At 72.6% G+C, this 15,012-nt stretch carries 11 protein-coding genes and 1 other RNA gene; 4 read left to right on the forward strand and 8 right to left on the reverse strand.

The annotated features are described in order from the left end of the window. Positions 1 to 24: 24 nt before the first annotated feature. From BM419_RS16930 to BM419_RS16950, 5 genes are all read right to left on the reverse strand, one after another. Positions 25 to 1,917 carry a peptidoglycan D,D-transpeptidase FtsI family protein gene (locus BM419_RS16930; RefSeq protein WP_020094120.1) on the reverse strand — a complete coding sequence of 631 codons (1,893 nt, stop codon included), beginning with the start codon at positions 1,915 to 1,917 and terminating at the stop codon, positions 25 to 27. 6 nt (positions 1,918 to 1,923) lie between these two features. Beyond that, positions 1,924 to 2,337 (reverse strand): cell division protein FtsL, encoded by a 414-nt coding sequence (locus tag BM419_RS16935; protein ID WP_012319332.1) that lies wholly within the window; start codon positions 2,335 to 2,337, stop codon positions 1,924 to 1,926. After that, complete coding sequence (gene rsmH / locus BM419_RS16940) at positions 2,334 to 3,395, reverse strand: 16S rRNA (cytosine(1402)-N(4))-methyltransferase RsmH (RefSeq protein WP_091927103.1); 1,062 nt, start codon at positions 3,393 to 3,395, stop codon at positions 2,334 to 2,336. Before rsmH ends, BM419_RS16935 begins: the two co-directional genes overlap by 4 nt. A 427-nt stretch (positions 3,396 to 3,822) precedes the next feature. Continuing rightward, positions 3,823 to 4,221: RNase P RNA component class A (rnpB, locus tag BM419_RS16945), an RNA gene on the reverse strand. Between the two features lie 51 nt (positions 4,222 to 4,272). Continuing rightward, positions 4,273 to 4,713, reverse strand: a complete 441-nt coding sequence (locus BM419_RS16950) for a VOC family protein (RefSeq protein ID WP_056534063.1) — start codon at positions 4,711 to 4,713, stop codon at positions 4,273 to 4,275. 417 nt (positions 4,714 to 5,130) lie between these two features. Here BM419_RS16950 and BM419_RS16955 point away from each other — a divergent pair, with 417 nt between their 5' ends. The 3 genes from BM419_RS16955 (at position 5,131) to BM419_RS16965 (ending at position 11,539) form a co-directional block, all read left to right on the forward strand. Then, positions 5,131 to 6,258, forward strand: a complete 1,128-nt coding sequence (locus tag BM419_RS16955) for an acyltransferase family protein (RefSeq protein ID WP_244540789.1) — start codon at positions 5,131 to 5,133, stop codon at positions 6,256 to 6,258. 105 nt (positions 6,259 to 6,363) lie between these two features. Then, complete coding sequence (pepN, locus tag BM419_RS16960) at positions 6,364 to 8,988, forward strand: aminopeptidase N (RefSeq protein ID WP_091927105.1); 2,625 nt, start codon at positions 6,364 to 6,366, stop codon at positions 8,986 to 8,988. A 253-nt stretch (positions 8,989 to 9,241) separates the two neighbouring features. Next, positions 9,242 to 11,539 (forward strand): PAS domain-containing sensor histidine kinase, encoded by a 2,298-nt coding sequence (locus BM419_RS16965; protein ID WP_244540790.1) that lies wholly within the window; start codon positions 9,242 to 9,244, stop codon positions 11,537 to 11,539. A gap of 10 nt (positions 11,540 to 11,549) precedes the next feature. On the opposite strand, the gene BM419_RS16970 is transcribed toward BM419_RS16965, so the two are convergent. After that, positions 11,550 to 11,825, reverse strand: coding sequence for a hypothetical protein (locus BM419_RS16970; RefSeq protein WP_020094114.1), 276 nt, complete (start codon positions 11,823 to 11,825; stop codon positions 11,550 to 11,552). A 148-nt stretch (positions 11,826 to 11,973) separates the two neighbouring features. Between BM419_RS16970 and BM419_RS16975 the strand changes: the two genes are divergently transcribed. After that, a complete protein-coding gene (locus BM419_RS16975) occupies positions 11,974 to 12,258 on the forward strand; it encodes a hypothetical protein (protein WP_020094113.1) in 285 nt (94 codons plus the stop codon). 228 nt (positions 12,259 to 12,486) lie between these two features. Here BM419_RS16975 and BM419_RS16980 read toward each other — a convergent pair whose 3' ends face one another. Continuing rightward, complete coding sequence (locus BM419_RS16980) at positions 12,487 to 13,626, reverse strand: GNAT family N-acetyltransferase (protein WP_091927107.1); 1,140 nt, start codon at positions 13,624 to 13,626, stop codon at positions 12,487 to 12,489. Further along, the gene (locus BM419_RS16985; protein WP_091927108.1) at positions 13,623 to 14,963 is read right to left on the reverse strand and encodes a lipopolysaccharide biosynthesis protein; all 1,341 of its coding nucleotides are present in this window, start codon (positions 14,961 to 14,963) and stop codon (positions 13,623 to 13,625) included. The genes BM419_RS16980 and BM419_RS16985 overlap by 4 nt, the downstream gene beginning before the upstream one ends. Between the last annotated feature and the right edge of the window lie 49 nt (positions 14,964 to 15,012).

The following is a 15,012-nucleotide window of genomic DNA, read 5'->3' on the forward strand; positions in this document are numbered from 1 at the left end:
CGCTGCACCCTCATCGATCCGATCTCACGGGCCGCCCAGCTGGTTGACGTGGTAGGCGTTGAGCTTGACCATCTGCGGGAACGGCCTCACCGGCGGCTCGAACTGCGGCGGCAGGCCGAGGATCGGCGCGACGCGCTCGATCACCTTGCCGGTGACCACGCCGGAATTCCAGGCCGCCGTGGCGTAGCCGCCCGATTCCGGCAGGCCCTGCGGCTCGTCCATGATGGTGACGAACAGGTACTTCGGATCGTTCATCGGCGCGGCGGCCATGAAGGTCGTGAACAGGCGGTTGTGGATGTAGCGGCCGCCGATGACCTTCTCGGCGGTGCCGGTCTTGCCGCCGACGAAGTAGTACGGGACCGCCGCCTTCTTGGCCGAGCCCTCGGCGGCGTTGAGCCGCATGATGTAGCGCATCGCCTCGGAGGTCTGGCCCGAGAGGACGTGCGTGGCCCGCGCCCGCGCCGCCTCGGGCGTCGTCTTGAGGAAGGTCGGCGTCATCAGGTCGCCGCCGTTGGCGATGGCCGCCACCGCGGCCGCGGCCTGGATCGGCGCCACCGCGATGCCGTGGCCGAACGCGATGGTGATGGTGTTGATCTCGGTCCAGCGCGACGGGACGATCGGCGCCGCGCTCTCCGGCAGCTCGGTGCGCAGCCGGTCGAGCAGGCCCATCTTCTTCAGGAAGGCCTTGTGGCCGGGCACGCCGACGCCGAGCGCCATCTTGGCGGAGCCGATGTTGGAGGAGTGGGTGAACACCTCCGGCATGGTGATGACGCGGTTCGTGCCGTGGTACTCGTGGATCTTCTGCCGGCCCCAGTTGAGCACGCCGCCCCGGGTGTCGAAGGTCGAGTTGACGTTGTACTTGCCGGAATCGAGCGCCATGGCGAGGGTCATCGCCTTGAAGGTCGAGCCCATCTCGTAGACGCCGACATTCATCCGGTTGATGCGGTCGGGCGAGAGCGCGTCCTTGGGGTCGTTCGGGTCGAAATCCGGCATGGAGACGAGCGCGATGACCTCGCCGGTCTTCACGTCGAGGATCATCGAGGCGCCGGCCTTGGCCTTGAAGTGGTCGATGCCCCAGGCCAGCTCGTCGCGCACGGCGAACTGCGCGCGCAGGTCGAGCGAGAGCTGCACCGGCTTCAGGTCGGCCTGCTTGTTGATCAGCCCGAAGCTGTTGAGGGCCTGCAGCCCGGTGGAGTCGATGTACTTCTCCATACCGGCGATGCCGATGCCGTCGAGGTTCGTCGCGCCCAGGATGTGGGCGGCCGCGACGCCGTTCGGGTAGACCCGCTTGTGGTCGGGTAGGAAGCCGATGCCGGGGATGCCGAGCCGGTGGACCTCGGCCTGCTGTTTCGGGGTCAGCTCGCGCTTCACCCAGACGAAGCCCGCGCCCTTCTTGTCCTTGCGTTGCGTCAGCTTGGCGCGCAGCTCGGAGGCGTTGAGTTCCGGCAGGACGGCGGTGAGCAGCTCGACCGCCTCGTCCTTGTCGTAGATGTTGCCCGGCTCGGCGAAGACCGAGACCGTGCGGATGTCGGTGGCCAGGATCTCGCCGTTGCGGTCGATGATGTCGGGCCGGAAGGCGGTTGAGGACGCGGCCGCGACCCGGTGCTCCTGGCTGGGCGGCTCCCCGAAGATCGCCATCATCAGGAGCTTGGCCGAGATCGTCCCGAACACGCCGACGAAGACCAGCCCGACCATCGCGACCCGCAGGTGCGAGCGCTCGATCGCCAGCCGGAACATGCTGCGCAGGAGCGCCTTGGCGCGGTCGGCGCGCGGCTCGGGCTCGCGCGCCTCCTCCTCCAGGGGGCGCGGCGCGCCGGCGGCATGCGCCAGCGCGGCGGCTTCGAGCAGCGCCGCCTCGTGGTCCGACACGGCGGGCTCGACCGCCGGGTCTAGGGTCTCGTCGGCGTGATCGGACACGGGGGTTTACCTCGAAGCCGTCGTCGGGGTGCGGGTCGTGGTGACGGTGCGGGTGATCGAGCCGGTCGTGCGCGGCTCGATCGCGCCCTTGTCCTTGGGCGTCGCCGTGGCGGCGAGCAGACGGCCGATCTCGTCGCCGCGCTCCGGCCGGGCGGGCAGATCCGAGAGGCGCGCCAAGTGGCTGGTGCCGATCGGCTCCAGGGCGAGATGCTTGTCGACGGCCGCCTGGAGCCGGTCGGGCCGCGTCAGGAGCTGCCACTCGGCGCGCAGCACGGCGATCGCCTGCCGCTCCTTGTGCAGGGCGGTCTGGAGCTTCGAGACCTGACCGCCCTGGTAGAGCGTGTCGTACTTGATCGAGTAGGCGTAGATCGCCGAGGCGACGAGGCCGGCCACCGCCAGCAGGTTCAGGAGGCGGATCATCGGCGATGGCCTCCGCGGGCCGCGTCGGGCAGGCTCGCCAGCGCGGTCAGCGCGGCCAGCGGCTCGGGAACGTCGGATTCGGTGCGCTCCGCGGCCCGGAGCTTGGCCGAGCGCGCGCGCGGGTTGCGGGCGGTCTCGGCCTCGCCCGGCAGGACCGGGCCCTTCGTGACGGGACGGAAGCTGCGGACGGTCTCGACCGGGCCCCCGGGCAGATGGCGGGAGCCCTGCGCGGAGCGGCCGCTGCGCGCCGCGAAGAACTGCTTGACGATGCGGTCCTCGAGCGAGTGGAACGTCACGACGGCGAGCCGGCCGCCGGGCCTGAGCACGCGCTCGGCCGCGTGCAGGGCACGGACCAGCTCGCCGAGCTCGTCGTTCACGGCGATCCGCAGGCCCTGGAAGGTCCGCGTCGCCGGGTGGATGTGGCTGCCGGGCTCGGTCCGGACCACGCCGGCGACGAGTTCGGCCAGCTGCGCGGTGGTCTCGATCCGCCCGCGGCGCCGCGCCTCGAGGATGGTCCGGGCGACCACGCGCGAGCGCCGCTCCTCGCCGAAATGGTAGATGATGTCGGCCAGAACGGTCTCGTCGGCCTCGTTCACGAGGTCGGAGGCGCTCGGCCCGTCGCAGGCCATGCGCATGTCGAGGGGGCCGTCGCTGCGGAACGAGAAGCCCCGCTCCGGCGCGTCGAGCTGCATCGACGAGACGCCGATATCGAGGACGACCCGGTCGACCTGCGCGATGCCGGCCTCCGCGAGGAGGCTGTCGAGGTCGCCGAAGCGGCCGGAGAGGAGGCGCAGGCGCCCGCCGGACTCCGCGACGAGCGCCTGTCCGCCCGCGATGGCCGTGGGGTCACGATCGATCGCGACGACCTGCAGGGCCGGATCCGCCGCGAGGAGCGCGCGGGTGTAGCCGCCGGCACCGAACGTGCCGTCGACCGCGATCCCGCCCGCGGTGCCGAGCGCGTCGACGACTTCCGCGAGGAGGACGGGGACGTGCGGTTCAGCCGCCGCATCGCCGCCGTGGCGGGGCGAACTCTCGGGAGAGGAGCGGCACCGGCTCATGGCCGCCTCGACGCGCCGGCGCGCCGTGGCGCGCGCGGATGGGCGGATTGTCGGCGCGTCCCGGAAACCCGGGCGCGGATGCGGCTCGTGCGTCTCATGGTGCCCTGTGCCGGGCCGCGCGAGCGCGGCGCGCGTGACGGGAACGGCACCGGATGCGGAGCGCGCAAGACGCCGCGCACGGACGGGACCTGCGCGCTGGCAGGGTGCGCCCGGCGATCCGATACACGCCGTTGACGGGAGGATGCCGGGTATCATGGGCCTCGGAGGATCGTCAACGCACAAGCTTGGCACTGCCGCGCGGACCGATCTGAACCCGGCAAGGTTAACCGAAGGTTTTTGCCGCCGCGGAATCTTCGGCGCGCCGGCCGCCCGCGCGGGAACGCCGGCGAGGCGATAAAGCCCTGCAGGTGCAAGTCTTATCGGGAAGTGGATCAGCCGGCCTGTAAGCCGGGTTCTGTAGGGCCGGAGCGCTCGCGCGCGCCGGCGTGGCAGCCATTCCTCTGGGACGATCGTCGCCGATCGCCTCGAGCAACCAACCCGGGCGACTGGCCTGGAGAGCCGGCCTGCCCTTCTCGCGAAGGGCGCGCCGCCCCTATTCGGTCTTGCTCCCGGTGGGGTTTGCCGTGCCGTCCGCGTTGCCGCGTCCGCGGTGCGCTCTTACCGCACCCTTTCACCCTGACCCCGGACGGATCCGGGGCGGTCTGCTCTCTGTGGCACTGTCCCTGGGGTCGCCCCCGCCGGAGGTTATCCGGCACCGTCTCTCCATGGAGCCCGGACTTTCCTCCCCGAACGCTCGCGCGTCCGGAGCGGCCGCCCGGCCGGCTGATCCGCGGGCAGATGCGCCCGCGGGGCCGTCCGGGTCAAGGGCGCGGGCCCGCTACCAGGTGCCGGTGTTCTCCATGGACTTCCACGGCTCCTGCGGCTCCTTGGCGCCGCCCTTCTGGAGGATCTCGATGGAGATGCCGTCCGGCGACTTCACGAAGGCCATGTAGCCGTCGCGCGGCGGCCGGTTGATGGTGACGCCCTTCTCCTGCAATTTGGCGCAGAAGCCGTAGATGTCGTCGACCTGATAAGCGAGATGGCCAAAATTGCGCCCGCCCGAGTAGGTTTCCGGATCCCAGTTGTAGGTGAGCTCGATCAGGGGCGACTTGGTCGCTGAGGCCCGCTCGACATCGCCGGGCGCGGCGAGGAAGACGAGGGTGAAGCGGCCCTTCTCGTTCTCGACGCGGCGCACCTCCTTCAGGCCGAACGTGTCGACGTAGAAGGCGAGTGCCCGGTCGAGGTCGGCGACCCGGACCATGGTGTGCAGAAATTCCATCGGATCCTGTCCTGTTCTCTTCGAAGACGGACCACCGGCCCGCTCCGGCTGACTCGCCCCGCTAGCTAGCGGCCGGTCCGGCGGTGAGAAGGCCGTCCGATACAGACTCGGGACAATCGGGCCCGGGCGTTCGCGCGGTCGGACCCCGTCGAGCCGACCGGGCGGGCGTTTCGGCAGCCCCCGACATCGTCGGCCCGGCGGCGGGCCTCGCGCCGCGTGCGTCCCGTCGGCCCCGCCGCGAACTCCCGATCCGCCGGAGGAGAGACCCTTCGGCCGAAAGTATGGGCGCGTCACCCAGCAAGATGTAGCCCAGCTGCGACGGATTGGTCTTACTCGGTGGGATGATGAGAGCGGTTTCGAACGTCGGGGGCCGTGATGAGGACGCAGGGATCCGAGGGCGGCAGGCATGATGCACAGATGATCGGTCTCGATACGGCACGATTCCTAGCCGCAATGCTGGTCATGGTCTTTCATCTCGGCGCCTACGCGTGGCAGGCGCCGCTCTCGACGGCCGGGCGCGCCTTCGACTCCGCCGCAGCTTACCCCGGCCTGTTCGCCTGGACGTGGTTCGGATGGATCGGGGTCGAGCTGTTCTTCGTCATCTCGGGCTTCGTGATCGCCTACTCGGCCGAGCACGCCACCGCGCGCGCCTTCCTGCGCAGCCGCATCCTGCGCCTCGTGCCGGCGGTCTGGATCTGCGCCACGCTCACCGCCCTGGTCTCGCTCGCCATCGGCCGCATGGGGTCCGGTCGGCACGTGCTGCGGGCCTATCTCGACTGCGTCCTGTTCGTTCCGGTCGAGCCGTGGCTGGACGGCGTCTACTGGACCCTCGGCGTGGAGATCGCCTTCTACGCACTCGTCTTCGCGCTGCTGCGGCTCGGGCGATTCCGGAGCATCGGCCCGGTCTGCGCCGTGGTCGGCGGTGTGAGCACCCTCTTCTGGGTCGCGACCTTGGCCGTGCCGAACCTCCCCGCCCTGGCGGCGAACCGCGTGGCCGAGCTGACGCTCCTGCGCCACGGCTGCTTCTTCGCGCTCGGCGTCTTCCTGTGGTTGTCGCTCGTCAAGGGGCCGACGGCCGGTCGGCTCTGCGTGATCGCCGTCTGCGCCGTCGGGGCGCTCGTCGAGATCGGTGACGCGGCCGGGTCGTTCCTGTTCCAGATGGGCCGCAGCGAGGATCCGCTCCTCCCGCGCCTCGTCTTCGCGGGCTGCGTCCTGATGATCGTGGCCAGCGTGCGCGGCAACGCGTGGCTCCGCGCGCGGCTCGGCGAGCGGGGCTGCGCGCTGGCCCGACGGCTCGGACTGATGACCTACCCGCTCTACCTCCTGCACAACGTCAACGGAGCCGCCCTGATCCACCGCCTCGTCGGCGGCGGGGTTCCGCCCTACGCGGCGCTCGTGGCCGCGTGCTGCGCCATGCTCCTGCTGAGCTACGCCGTGATGCGCTGGGCCGAGCCGTTCGTCCGCGCCCGCCTGTCCGCCACGCTCGACAGGGTCGGCCTCGAGCGGCCGCTCCGCGCGGAGGGCCGGCCCGCCCCGGGGCTCTGAGCCGGGCGAGGACCGCGCCACGCCGGCCGTTTCGACGGCTCCGATCGTTGCGCCGCGCGCTCCGAGGGACCAGAACGGGCCCGCCCCGCACCCGGAGTGAGCCGAATGCGCACCGAGACGCCGCCGCTGATCCGCCTCGAGGAATACCGGCCCAGCGACTACCTGATCGATCGCGTCGACCTCGACATCCGTCTCGACCCGCACGCGACCCGCGTCGACGCGACGCTGACGCTGCGGCCGAACCCGGCCGGCGTGCCGGCGGCGCCGCTCACCCTCGACGGCGACGATCTCCGGCTGGTCTCGGTCGCGCTCGACGGCGCGCCGCTGGCGCCCGACGCCTACGCGGCGACGCCGTCCGGCCTCATCCTCCGCGATCCGCCGCAGCGGCCCTTCGCGCTGCGTCTCGTCACGGAGGTGGATCCGACCGCCAACACGAAGCTGATGGGCCTCTACCGGTCGAACGGCGTCTACTGCACCCAGTGCGAGGCGGACGGCTTCCGCCGGATCACCTACTTCCTCGATCGGCCGGACGTGCTGTCGGTCTACACCACGCGCATCGAGGCCGACCGGGCCGAGGCGCCGGTCCTGCTCGGCAACGGCAATCCCGTCGAGACCGGCGCGGCCGGGCCGGACCGCCACTTCGCGATCTGGCACGATCCCCACCCGAAGCCCGCCTACCTGTTCGCCCTCGTGGGCGGTCGGCTCGGGAAGGTCGAGACGCGCTTCACCACGATGGAGGGCCGCCCCGTCACCTGCGCGGTCTACGTCGAGCCCGGCAAGGAGGACCGGGCGGGCTACGCCCTCGACGCCGTCATCCGCTCCATGGCCTGGGACGAGACCGCCTTCGGCCGCGCCTACGACCTCGACGTGTTCAACGTCGTCGCGGTGTCCGACTTCAACATGGGCGCCATGGAGAACAAGGGCCTCAACATCTTCAACGACAAATACGTCCTGGCGAGTCCCGAGACCGCGACCGACGGCGACTACGCGGCGATCGAGGCGATCATCGCGCACGAGTACTTCCACAACTGGTCCGGCAACCGCGTCACGTGCCGGGACTGGTTCCAGCTCTGTCTGAAGGAGGGTCTCACGGTCTTCCGCGACCAGGAATTCTCCTCCGACATGCGCTCCCGGCCGGTGCACCGCATCGCCGAGGTGCGCTCCCTGCGGGCGCGCCAGTTCCCCGAGGATGCCGGGCCGCTGCGGCACCCGGTGCGGCCGCGGGCCTACGCGGAGATCAACAACTTCTACACGGCGACCGTCTACGACAAGGGCGCCGAGATCGTCCGGATGCTGCGGACGCTGATCGGTCCCGAGGCCTTCCGGGCCGGCATGGACCGGTACTACGCCGACAATGACGGCCGCGCCGCCACCGTCGAGGACTTCCTGGCGGCCTTCGCGGCGGTGACCGGGCGCGATCTCGGCGCCTTCGCCCGCTGGTACGAGCGTCCCGGCACCCCCCGCCTCGCCGTCACGGCCGCGTACGATCCGGCCGCCGCCCGCTACACCCTCCGGTTCGCCCAGAGCCTGCCCGGCGGCGGCGCGGAGTCCGACGGGCCGCCCCTGGTGATCCCCGTGGCCCTCGGTCTCGTCGGGGCGTCCGGGCCGCTGACGGGCGCGACCTGCCCGGACGTGCGGGACGGCGTCTACGTGCTCGACCGCCCCGAGGCCGAGATCGTGTTCGACGCGGTCGCCGAGGAGCCGGTCCCCTCGCTCCTGCGCGACTTCTCCGCCCCGGTGCGGCTCGACCTCACCCTGACCGACGCGGAGCGGATGCGGCTCCTCGCGCAGGACAGCGACCCTTTCAACCGCTGGCAGGCCGCGCAGGACGTCGCTTTGCGGCTGATCCTCGAGCCAGACGCCGATCGGACGGAGGCGTTCGCCGCGGCACTCGGCCAGTTCCTCGAAGACGAAGCCCTGGCCGACCCGGCCTTCGCGGCCCTGGTCCTGGCGCTGCCGAGCGAGGGCGAGGCCGCCGACGCGGTGCCGGCCGACGTGGATCCCGACGCGATCCACCGGGCGCGATTCAACCTGCGGGCGCGTCTGGGCCAGGCCCTGCGGCCGCGGCTCGAATCGATCGACGCGGCGCTCGCGCCGGTGGCCGGTGCGCCCTACAGCCCCGACGCCGCCTCGGCGGGGCGCCGGTCGCTCCGCAACGCGGCCCTCGACCTGGTCGCCGCCGGCGATCCCCGGGAGGGGGCCGCCCGCGCCGCCGCGCGGCTGGCCGAGGCCACCAACATGACCGACCGGCTCGCCGCCCTCGGCACGCTGGCGCTGATCCCGGGGGAGACCCGCGAGGCCGCCTTCGCGGAGTTCGCGGCCCGCTACGCCGACGAGCCCCTGGTCCTCGACAAGTGGTTCGCCCTCCAGGCCCAGATCCCGGAGCCCGGCACCCTCGACCGGATCGCGCGGCTGCAGGAACACCCGGCCTTCACCATGACCAACCCGAACCGCGTGCGGGCGCTGATCGGGAGCTTCGCGTTCGGCAACCAGACCCAGTTCGCCCGGCGGGACGGGGCGGGATTCGCCCGCGTGACCGAGACGGTCGCGGCGCTCGATTCGACCAACCCACAGGTGGCCGCACGGCTCCTCACGGCCTTCGGATCCTGGCGCCGGCTGGAAAAATCACGCGGCGCCAAAGCGGTCGAAATGCTGAATGGGATCAAGGCGATCCCGGGGCTTTCCCGGGACACAGCCGACATCCTCGCGCGCACCCTCGGAGGCGGCTAACCGTCTGAACCTGCGGTAGAAATCGATTCTCGGGCTCCCAGGCAACACCTGGGTTCCGTCAAGCCCTTATGGTAAAAAATCCGTGGACAAACTGCCCCCCGAAGTGATTGTATTCAGTCAGATTCGGGGGGCCTTCGGGGGCCGGGTGCCCACACCGGATCACAGTTCCCACGGGCGAGGTTCGGCCATGCCGGAGGCGGCTTCCGCTTCCTTCTCCGCGCGTGCGGATTCGAGTCTCACGATCTCGTGGCCCATGCGGAGCCGGGATCCGCGGCTCGGCCAGGCCGAGCGCTGGCTGCGCTACGCCGTGCCGGGAACGCTCGCGGTGTTCCTGGCCTGCCTCGTCGGGCTCGCCACCCTCCATATCCAGGGCCAGCGTGCCGAGATCCTGGCGGGCGCGAAGGCCGAGGTCGAAGGCTTCGCCCGTCTGGCCGCGCGGGCGGTGGATCCGGCCGGCACCGTGGCGGAGGACCTGCGCGCCCTGATGCCCGAGAGCGAGCGGCATCCCGGCCGCCGCCTGCTGGTGGTCCGCCCCGACACCCGCATCGTCGCCGCCCATCCGCCGCTGCCGGCCGACCGCACGACCCTCTCGGCGGTGCTCGGCGAGAGTGAGCCGCTCTCCGGCCTCGGCGAGCGCGCCGGCGCGATGGCCCTCGAGCTTCCCGGCGGCGAGAGCGTGCTCGCCGCGGTGCACAGCCTGCCCGGCGGCGCGGGACAGGTGGCGGTGCTCCAGCCCATCGAGCCGCTGCTGCGCGGCTGGAGCGCCCGGACCCGCGACCAGATCGTCCTGATCGCCGCCGCCGCGATCGTGATCGTCGGAGTCGGACTGGCCTACGGCCTGCAGACTCGCCAGGCCGCCCGCGCCGACCGGGCCCGCGAGCAGATCCGCGGCCGCCTGGAGACCGCCCTGCGCCGGGGCGCCTGCGGGTTGTGGGACTGGGACATCGCGCGCGGCCGGATCTACTGGTCCGATTCGATGTACACGCTGCTCGGCTACAGGCGGCAGCACGAGTACCTCTCGTTCGGCGACGTCAACGGCCTCGTCCATCCCGACGACGGCGACCTGTACAGCCTCGCCCGGGGGCTCGCGGCCAACCAGACGCATATCGACCACGCCTTCCGCATGCGCGGCGCCGACGGGGCCTACGTCTGGCTGCGCGCCCGCGCGGAGGTCGTGGCGGACGCCGCCGACGGCGGCCGCCACCTCGTCGGCATCGCCAACGACATCAGCGAGCAGCGGGCCCTGGAGGAGACCAACGCCGCGGCCGACATGCGCCTGCGCGACGCCGTCGAGGCGATCTCGGAGGCCTTCGTGCTCTGGGATACCGGCAACCGCCTGGTCCTGTGCAATTCGAAATTCCGCCACCTCCACGCCCTGAGCCCCGAGGATGCGCAGGCGGGCCGGAGCTACACGGACGTGATGGGACGCGGCGTGCTGCCCCAGGTCCGGCGGGAATCGCCCGAGGCCGGGATGGCGCTGACCGACATGGCGGCCCGCACCTTCGAGGCGGAACTCGCCGACGGCCGCTGGCTGCAGATCAGCGAGCGGCGCACGAAGGACGGGGGCTACGTGTCGGTCGGGACCGACATCACCAGCCTGAAGCGCAACCAGGAGCAGCTCCTCGCCTCCGAGCGCGAGCTGATCGAGACCGTCAAGGACCTCAAACGGTCCCGCCGCACCCTCGAACTCCAGACCCAGCAGCTCGCGGATCTCGCCGAGCGCTACCTCGACCAGAAGGCGGCCGCCGAGGCGGCCAACCAGGCCAAGGCGGAGTTCCTGGCCAATATGAGCCACGAGCTGCGCACCCCACTCAACGCCATCATCGGCTTCGCCGACGTGATGGAGAACGCGGTTCTCGGGCCGCTCGGCACCCCGCGCTACACCGAGTATTGCCGCGACATCCGCGAGAGCGGTTCGCACCTGCTGTCCATGATCGACGACATCCTCGACATGGCCCGGCTGGAGGCCCGGCGCGTGCGCCTGAGCCCCAGGGCGATCTCCGCCGAGACCGCGATCAGCGCGGCCCTCGCGCCCGTCGAGGCGGCCGCCCGCGAGAAGGCGATCACCGTCAGCGTCGACGTCGTGCCCGGCCTCGAGCTGCTGGCCGATCCGCAGGCGATCCGGCAGATCCTCGCCAACCTCGTGCAGAACGCCGTGAAGTTCACGCCCGCCGGCGGCCGCGTCGCCGTCCGGGGCCGCCGTGCCGGCGCGTGCACCCACCTCTATATCGAGGACAACGGCATCGGCATCCCGACCTCCGACCTCGCCCGCCTCGGCCGGCCCTTCACGCAGGTCGAGCGGCAGATGACCCGGTGCCACAAGGGTTCGGGCCTGGGCCTCGCCATCACCCGATCGATGGTCGAGCTCCACGGCGGCTCGCTCCGGATCCGCTCCGAGGAGACGGTGGGCACCATCGTGCTCGTCCGCCTGCCGGCCACGCCGGCCGAGCGCCCGGAGGCCGTCGTACCGGCCGGCTCGGCCCCTTCCGCGACGGCCGATTCCACGATTGTCAGGCGCGAGGCGCCGCGGGCGGGCCGTTCCGCCGCCTGAGCGGGACCGTTCACGGACGCGGATCGAGCCCGCCGCGGCGTGCGAGGCGGCCCTGTTCCGCGTGCCAGCGCGCGTCTGCGACGGCGCGTGCCAGGCGCCGGATGCGCCAGCGCCGGTACAGCGACAGGACCGGGTTGCCGCCGAGACCGGCCTGATGCCGGCTCAGGCGTCGCAGCAGGTCCGGCAGCTGCGCCGAGGCTGCCTCGCCCGTGGCGATGTCGATGGCCCGCATTTCCGCCCGGAGCCCCGCCTTCCAGTCGTCCATGACGCCCGCCTCCGCGATCATCGCCCGCCCCCGCGGCCGGCCGGAATTCCCAACAGCCCGCCCGCCGTCTCGCCCGCGGCATGAGTACACGCCGGAAAACCCTCCGTTCCGGATCCGGGTTTGCGCCGCAGGTGGTCCGCCCGGCGGACCGGACTGGAGGATACGGCCGATGCGATCCAGGACAACGTACCGCTGCACGCTGGCGCTCCTGCTCGGGCTCGCCGCCGGGCCCGCGCTCGCGCAGAGCACGGGCTACGTCACGGGTTTCCCGGGCAAGGATCCCGCGGGCGACGAGGAGATCGGCTGGGGGCCGGCCTACCGGCCCGAGACGAGCTTCGCGCAGCCCGGCACGCCGCCGACCCCGGGCGCGATCGCCGGCCGCGCCTATCGTGCCCGAACCGGGCACGGCGTCTACGATCGGGTGCAGGGCGACGGTCTGTACCGGGGCCGGTAGTCCCGCTCACGCCCGATGCGCGACGGCGGCGATGATCGGGTCGGTGCCGAGCGAGGCGTGGGTCCCCTCTCGCGTGCGGGAGAGGAACAGCTTGAGGGGTAAGACCTCTCCAGGAAGACTCGATCCCTCACCCCGACCCTATCCCGTGATGGAGAGGAAGTACGGCACGGATGTCTCGACCGGGATCAGCGGCTCCGTCCAGGCTCTCGAACCCGACCGGGACCGGCCCTAGCGCCGCCGCAGGGCCCGCTTCGCGGCCGCGCGCGCGTCCCGCTCGAACCGGGCGAGCCGGAGGCGCCGCTCCAGCGAGATCACCTGTCGACCGGGCGGGACCGCGATGATCTCGGCGACCGGAACCCGGTCGCGGTAGAGACCTTCCAGCGCCGATCCTTCCAGCGTCGCCGAGTCGAGCCGGTCGGCGAAGCCGGTCTCGTGGCAGGCCCGCACGATCTCGGCCTCGAGCAGCAGGCCCGGGGCGTGGCCGCGCAGATCCTCGTCGTAGGCGGTCTTCAGCAGGGTCGCGGTGCCGCCGCTGACCAGGGCGAGGCTGACGGCGACAGGCCGGCCGTCGAGGGTCAGCGCGTCGGCCCGGACGGCGACCGGGCCCGGAACCGCGGTGAACAGCGCCCTGGCCAGCGCGGCGCCTTCGGGCCGGCAGGCCATGGCGGTGCCGGCCTGCCCCTTCCAGCCGGCGCGCTCCAGGTCGAGGAAGGCCGCGACGAGGCGGGCGAGGTCCGATCCGCCCGTGGCGCACGCGTGGGCGACGGTTCCGGTCTCCGACAGGCGGCGCGCCCGGCGGCGCAGATCCTTGAAGCGCGCCCGGCCGGGATGGTCGGCGAGGAACGCCGCGTGGTCGGCGCGCCGGTCCATGACCGGGCGGTCGAAGCCCGCCACCGTGCCGATGGCCCAGCCGCGCGCGCGCATCGCCGCGAGCATCTCCGGAACGGCGCCCTCCCCGGTCGGCAGCAGCGGCCAGCGCCAGGGGCATCCGCCGGAGGCGGCCTCGAGGCCGGCCACCAGGGCCAGCGCGTGCGCGGCCCGGTCCGGACCGTCGGCGACCAGGGGGGCCGTGGCGGTCACGTAAGGCGAGAGGAAGGGCCGCAGGACCCGGCCGCCGAGGCCCGTCAGGTCCCGGGCCTCACGGTACGGGAGCAGCCCGACGAGACGGTCGCCCGCGCGGACCGTGACGTAGCGGAGGGCCGCCGGCAGCAGCCCGGCGGTCCGATGGGCCTCGATGACGTGCCGGGAGAAGTGCGGGTGCGCCGCGGCGCCCGCCGCGACCAGCGCGTCCCAGGCCTCCGGCTCCGGCGCGTCGCCGAGGGTGACGACGGCTCCGGACGGCGCGCGTAGGGGGCTCGCGGCGATCATCGGACCGCTCCGGCGGCCCAGACCGGGGTCGGCAGCCCGTGGATCCGCCCCGCGGCGCGCGCCAGCAGGGCGGCCCGGCCCACGCTCGCCACCGCGACCGCCACGGCCGCGCCGAGCGTCCCGAGCGCCGGGACCAGGGCGAGGCACAGGCCGGCGGCGGCGAGGAGACTCCCCGCCGTGATGCCGGCGCAGAGCCGCTCCCCGCCCAGCATGGTCAGCAGATCCTCGCCCGGGCCGAACAGGCTCGCCCCGACGCTGCCGGCGATCAGGATGCACAGGATCGGCACGCTGTCGCCCAGACCCGGCCCGAACATGGCCAGCAGCAGGGGGCTGACGGCCAGGATCGCGCCGCCGACCACGAGCGTCGCGGCCGCCGTCAGGCGGCCCTGGCGCCGGACCAGCTCTGCGAGGAGGAAGCGGTTGGCCTGCGCCTGGGCGGCGCTGTAGCGCTGGAGCGTCGCCGCGCTGACCGCGTAGTGCACGAACACCACGAATTGCTGGATGCGGGTCGCCGCGAAGTAGATCCCGACCTCGGCCGGGCTCACCAGGGCGCCGAGGACGATCACGTCGACGAAGGTGAAGCCGGCATTGGCGAGGTCGATCGCGGCGATCGGCAGGCCCGTGCCGAGCCACGTGCGCCACCGGTAGCGGTGCGGCCCGGCCGGCAGCTCCCGCCGGAGCCGCGCGGCGAGGAGGGCGGCCTGCAGGGCGATCGCGACCGCGGCGGCGACCAGCATGCAGGCCATCGCGACCTCGGCCCGGGGCGGCGCGCCGAGCAGGATCGCCGCGACCATGCAGGCCATCATCAGAGTCTGGCGCAGCAGGTAGGGCGGCGCGATGGCGAGCCCGACCCAGTTCTGGCTGCGCGCCACACCCTCGAGGTAGTCCTGGAGCGCGAAGAGCGGCATCACGCAGAGCGCGACCAGGATCGGTGCCCTGTAGGCGGGGCCGAACAGGTCCGGCTCGAGCACGAGCAGCGCCGCGCCGAGGCAGGCGACGGCGAGCGCCGCCCCGCCGGTCACGAGGGCGCCGGCCCGGATGTAGCCGCGCGCGAGGTCGAGGTCGCCCTGCGCCTGGTCGCCCGGCACGAACCGGCACGCGCCCTGCGAGAGGCCGAGGGTCAGGGTGTGGCCCAGCATCGCGGTCCAGACCCAGACCGACGCGAAGATCCCGTAGGCGTCCCAGCCCATCAGCCGCGCCGCGAGAACCTGGGCGCCGTAGGCGAAGCCGGCCGACCCCACGCGGATCGCGAAGACCGTCAGGGCCGCCCGCTGCGGGCCGCTGCGCAGCGCCCGGAGGTGCCGGAGCGCGAGGACAGGGAGGGCCGTGGCTGACACTACACGCTCCGCGCCGGTCCCGAACTCGGCGGGAGGCCGATCTCTGGCC

Source organism: Methylobacterium sp. yr668 (assembly GCF_900116245.1).
Taxonomy (GTDB): Bacteria; Pseudomonadota; Alphaproteobacteria; order Rhizobiales; family Beijerinckiaceae; genus Methylobacterium.

Bases quoted from the DNA above. Each gene is read 5' to 3' on its own strand.
- pepN (WP_091927105.1), top strand. From the start codon at position 6,364: ATGCGCACCGAGACGCCGCCGCTGATCCGCCTCGAGGAATACCGGCCC.
- rsmH (WP_091927103.1), bottom strand. From the start codon at position 3,395: ATGAGCCGGTGCCGCTCCTCTCCCGAGAGTTCGCCCCGCCACGGCGGC.
- BM419_RS16935 (WP_012319332.1), bottom strand. From the start codon at position 2,337: ATGATCCGCCTCCTGAACCTGCTGGCGGTGGCCGGCCTCGTCGCCTCG.
- BM419_RS16950 (WP_056534063.1), bottom strand. From the start codon at position 4,713: ATGGAATTTCTGCACACCATGGTCCGGGTCGCCGACCTCGACCGGGCA.
- BM419_RS16970 (WP_020094114.1), bottom strand. From the start codon at position 11,825: ATGATCGCGGAGGCGGGCGTCATGGACGACTGGAAGGCGGGGCTCCGG.
- BM419_RS16975 (WP_020094113.1), top strand. From the start codon at position 11,974: ATGCGATCCAGGACAACGTACCGCTGCACGCTGGCGCTCCTGCTCGGG.
- BM419_RS16980 (WP_091927107.1), bottom strand. From the start codon at position 13,626: ATGATCGCCGCGAGCCCCCTACGCGCGCCGTCCGGAGCCGTCGTCACC.
- BM419_RS16955 (WP_244540789.1), top strand. From the start codon at position 5,131: ATGATCGGTCTCGATACGGCACGATTCCTAGCCGCAATGCTGGTCATG.
- BM419_RS16965 (WP_244540790.1), top strand. From the start codon at position 9,242: ATGCGGAGCCGGGATCCGCGGCTCGGCCAGGCCGAGCGCTGGCTGCGC.